6 protein-coding genes are annotated in these 4,713 nt (G+C 26.6%); 4 read left to right on the top strand and 2 right to left on the bottom strand.

The features are described from left to right. Positions 1–58: 58 nt before the first annotated feature. From E6248_RS13415 to E6248_RS13405, 3 genes are read left to right on the top strand one after another with little or no spacing between them, the layout of a single operon-like run. Positions 59–433, top strand: coding sequence for a GntR family transcriptional regulator (locus E6248_RS13415; RefSeq protein ID WP_316341296.1), 375 nt, complete (start codon positions 59–61; stop codon positions 431–433). A gap of 2 nt (positions 434–435) precedes the next feature. Then, entirely contained in the window at positions 436–1,287 is an 852-nt protein-coding gene (locus tag E6248_RS13410; RefSeq protein WP_316341295.1) for an ABC transporter ATP-binding protein, read from the top strand. A 1-nt stretch (position 1,288) separates the two neighbouring features. Then, entirely contained in the window at positions 1,289–1,915 is a 627-nt protein-coding gene (locus E6248_RS13405; protein WP_316341294.1) for an ABC-2 transporter permease, read from the top strand. Positions 1,916–2,001: 86 nt separating this feature from the next. On the opposite strand, the gene E6248_RS13400 is transcribed toward E6248_RS13405, so the two are convergent. Together E6248_RS13400 and E6248_RS13395 are read right to left on the bottom strand one after the other, a co-directional pair. Further along, the gene (locus E6248_RS13400; RefSeq protein ID WP_316341293.1) at positions 2,002–2,676 is read right to left on the bottom strand and encodes an alpha/beta hydrolase; all 675 of its coding nucleotides are present in this window, start codon (positions 2,674–2,676) and stop codon (positions 2,002–2,004) included. 8 nt (positions 2,677–2,684) lie between these two features. Next, positions 2,685–2,948: a DUF1294 domain-containing protein gene (locus E6248_RS13395; RefSeq protein ID WP_316341292.1), complete on the bottom strand. Its 264-nt coding sequence runs from the start codon at positions 2,946–2,948 to the stop codon at positions 2,685–2,687. 183 nt (positions 2,949–3,131) lie between these two features. Between E6248_RS13395 and E6248_RS13390 the strand changes: the two genes are divergently transcribed. Next, the gene (locus E6248_RS13390; protein WP_316341291.1) at positions 3,132–4,472 is read left to right on the top strand and encodes an APC family permease; all 1,341 of its coding nucleotides are present in this window, start codon (positions 3,132–3,134) and stop codon (positions 4,470–4,472) included. The last annotated feature ends 241 nt before the right edge of the window (positions 4,473–4,713 follow it).

Here is a 4,713-nt window from a genome sequence, read left to right as displayed (position 1 = left end):
GTAATAATATATGTATATAGAGTATATATACACTTGATATACACTTGGAGGTGAAAAGTTGAATATTATAATTAGTAATTCTTCACAAGTGCCATTATATGAACAAATAGAAAGTCAAATAAAGAATCAAATAGTAAATATGTTATTAAAACCTGGAGAGCCTCTGCCCTCTATTAGAACTTTAGCTAAGGAATTAAAAGTAAGTATAATAACTACTAAAAGAGCTTATGAGGAATTAGAAAAAGAAGGCTTTATAAAAACAGTAGTAGGAAAGGGAACTTTCGTTGCTGAAGCTAATAATGAGAGACTTAGAGAAGTTGCTATGTATGAAATAGAGAATAAGTTAGAAGAAACAATAATTTCTGCAAAAGCAATAGGATTAACTTTAGAAGAAACTATTGATATTGTTAAAAGCTTATATGAGGAGGTATAGATATGGAAGCTATTGAAATTAAGGGATTAGAAAAGAGCTACAATAAATTTAAACTAGATATTAATGAGCTAGTAGTGAAAAAAGGTTTTATTACAGGTTTTATAGGACCTAATGGATCAGGAAAAACAACTACTATTAAGGCTATTATGAATATGGTAAAAGCAGATAAAGGTGAAATTTTAGTGTTAGGAGAAGATATTAGAACTAATACTGATATTAAAGAAACTTTAGCTTTTGTAGGTGAGACTTGTGGGTTTTTAGAAGAAAGTAAACTTAAAAATATAAAAAAGACAGTTTCAAGGTTCTATAAAAAATGGGATGAAACTTTATATAAAAAACTTACAGAAAAATTTGGCTTAGATGAATCATTAGTTTATGGAAAGTTATCTAAGGGGAAAAAGAAACAATTCGAACTTACTATGGCCTTAGCTACAAAACCTAAAGTTTTAATAATGGATGAGCCTACAGCAAATTTAGATCCAGTTGTTAGGAGTGAATTTTTAGAAGTTTTACAAGAACAGATGGAAGAGGATGAAAATACAGTATTTTACTCTACTCATATAACTAGTGATTTAGAAAAGTGTGCTGACTATATAATTTTTATATATAAAGGACAAGTAATTCTTCAGGGGGAAAAAGATTATATATTAGAAACTCATTCAATTGTAAAGGGTAAGAAGGAGCTTTTAGATGAAGATACAAAGAAGGTGTTGATATCAGTAAAATCTACAGGATATAACTTTGAAGGCCTTACAAATAATAAGAATAAAGCTTTTGATATCTTTGGTAATGAAGTTATTTATGAAAGAGCAAACTTAGAAGATATAATGCTTTACTATACAGGGAGGAAGTAATATGAAAAAGATTATTAATTTAATATTGTTACAGTTTGAAACTGTATTTGCATTAAAAAAATATATGGCTTTAATAATAGGAATAGCTATTTTTATGGTTATTATGGAACCTAATATGCTTTCTTTTGCTGGAGCACTATTTATAATGGCAACTTGTTATAACTCCGCTTTTTATGAAGAAAAAAGCAAAGTAAATTACTTAGTCTATTCTTTACCTATTAAGATTAATGAATATATTATATCTAAATATATTTTTGTAGCTATAAATACTTTACTATCTATGGGGATATCAGCTGTACTATACCTTATTATGATAAACTTTAATATAATCAGTAGTGAAGCAACTTTTCCATTATGGGCCCTTATGTTAATATTAGCTGGAATAGGAATATTTATGATGACTTTATTAATTCCTCTGGAACTATTACTAGGATTTGAAAAGGCGAGAATTGCATTAGTATTTCTAACAGTATTTCCAATGGTATTTTCAACTGAGCTAGTAAACTTATTACCACAAATTGATATAAGCAGCAATATAGTAATTATATTAATTGCTCTTATAGTTTTTACATTAGTATTAGCGTCATATTTTATCACTTCAAATTTATTTGTTAAAGGGGAAGTATAATTAATTTAATAAGATATGAAATATATTTAATTAAGTCAATTAAATTAACTTAATTTAAATAGAAAAGTAGATTCTAATATATGAATCTACTTTTTTTGATGTATCGTAACTAATATTTCTAATAGGTACTCTGCAATCTTATAACTATTTATAATATAGCTACCATGGTCTTCATTGTCAAAAGTTTTCAATTGGCTGTCACGTATATTATTATGTATAAGATTTGTATGATCTTTTCTAATTACATCCTTACTACCAACGGTTATATATGTAGGTGTAGTAATTTTATGCAACATATCTATAGTTATATTAGGCTCTTCTAACATTAATTTATACTCTTTTGTTTTCTTAAATTTATAAATTATCTTAAAAAGTATAAGCAGCTTTTTCTGCAACCCATTCGGATTTATATTTGCACCACTAATAATCAAATTAGATAAAAGATTAGGATATTTTATAGAGAGTAGAAGTCCAGTAATGCCACCATCACTAAATCCATATAGGATTGGCTTGTCTAATTCAAGTTTATAAATAAAGTGATAAATATCCTCAGCCATTTCATCATAATGTAACTCTGAAACAGGGGAGCTTTTTCCATGCCCTCTAGAATCAATACTATAAACAGTAAAGAAATCTTTTAATATATTAACTGTGGTATCAAAAATATGAAGATTTTCCCCATTACCATGAAGCAAAATAATTGGATATCCACTTCCTACTTTTTCATAATATAACTTTATATTATTTACTTCTATAAACATAACCCCTCCTAATATATAATAAATAAAAATAATAAAACTTGTACTATAAGAATTAAAGGAGTTCCTAAAGTGAATTTTATATGTTTAGTTTTATGTCTAAATGAATACATTCCTAATAGTACACCAAGACTACCTCCAATAATTGAAAGTAAAAACAAGGTACTTTCTTTTATTCTCCATTTTCTTTTTATAGCCTTTTTTTTATCTACAAACATAGTTAAAAAAGATATGATATTAATAAAAATTAAGTAGTAAATCAAAGAAATTTTCATAATAATCTCCCAATAAATAAATTTAATATAATTATCTTAATACCTTTTAATTATTGTATTAATGAATGTTTGAACATAGTTTTAATTCTAATAATTTTTTATTCTTATTTTACTCCATATATGATATAGTGTACATAGAAATTTGGCATTTTAATTTTAGACATTACAAAAGAGGTGAAAATTATGAAAAAAAATGAATATGGTTTATTTACAGCCATAGGAATGATAGTTGGAATTGTAATAGGTTCTGGTATATTTTTTAAAAGTGATAATATACTTATTGCTACGAATGGAAGCATTAGCTTAGGAGTTATAGTTTTTTGTATAGCTGCATTAGGTATAATTTTTGGAAGTTTAACTATTTCAGAATTAGCATCTAGAGATTCTAAAGCAGGAGGTATAATAACTTATGCTGAAAATTCATATAATTCTTCAGTTGCCTGTGCTTTCGGGTGGTTTCATACCTTTTTATACTACCCAAGTTTAATTGCAGTTGTATCTTGGGTTTCAGGAATATATATCTGTATGCTTTTTGGTATAGATGGTGGACTAACTCTTCATACATCTATTGGATTTGGAGCAATTATTATTTTTTACATATTAAATATTCTTTCTGCAAGGCTTGGAGGATATTTTCAAAACTTATCTACAGTTATTAAGATAATACCACTAATTTTAATAGCTATTGCTGGTATTTTCTTTGGTGATCCAAAATCATTATCAATGAATGAAATTGTACATATGAAATCTGCAACATGGATAGCTGCTATAGCGCCTATAGCATTTTCTTTTGATGGTTGGATAATTGCTACATCTATAGGACATGAAATTAAAGATTCTAAAAGAAATTTACCTAAAGCCTTAGTAGTTGCACCATTATTTATACTTGCTATTTATGTTTTATACTTTATAGGTATAAGTGTACTAATTGGGCCAGAAAAGGTTATGGCATTAGGTGATGCTCATGTTGATTTAGCAGCAAATACTTTATTTGGACCATGGGGTGCAAAGATGGTTCTTACTTTTGTAGTAGTATCAATACTAGGTACAGTTAATGGATTGGTTATGGGACATATTAGACTTCCTTATTCTTTAGCTTTAAGAGGGATGTTCCCTAAATCAGAAAAAATAAAGGTTATTAATGAAAAATTAGGTATGCCAGTTAATTCTGCAATAGTTTCCTTTATAATATCATTAGTATGTTTATTAATACACTTTATAACTCAAAAGTATAGTTTACTTCCAAACAGTGATATTTCAGAAATATCTATTACAATAAATTATGTTATGTATATATTATTGTATATTAAGGTATTTAAGATGGGAATGGATAATGAAGTTAAGGGGTTATGGAAGGGAAAGATCAACCCTATATTGGCAACTATAGGTTCATTAATTATTCTTTTTGGAAGTATATCTAATCCATTATTTATACAATATACAATTATTTGTGGAATAGTGTTAATATCAGCTGTTCTTTTTTGGAGATATAAAGAAAAATCAAATATTATGGTAGATTTATAGAAAATAGGATGAAAAATGAAATATTAAAATAATTCCCAAAAAATTACAATTATTATATAATGTAAAATAGGATTTGGTGTAAATCTGAAAAATATTATTTAATAATAGGGGGACTTTGTTTTGAAAGGGATTATTTTATATTTTAGTGGAAGTGGTAATACCAAGTATATAGTAAATAAGATATATGAAGAATTTATAAAAAATGGATGTGAATTAGAGGTTTATTCTATAGAAGATAAAA

It is taken from the genome of Clostridium sp., from assembly GCF_032552055.1.
GTDB lineage: Bacteria > Bacillota > Clostridia > Clostridiales > Clostridiaceae > Clostridium.
This window is presented reverse-complemented; position numbering and strand designations above follow the sequence as displayed.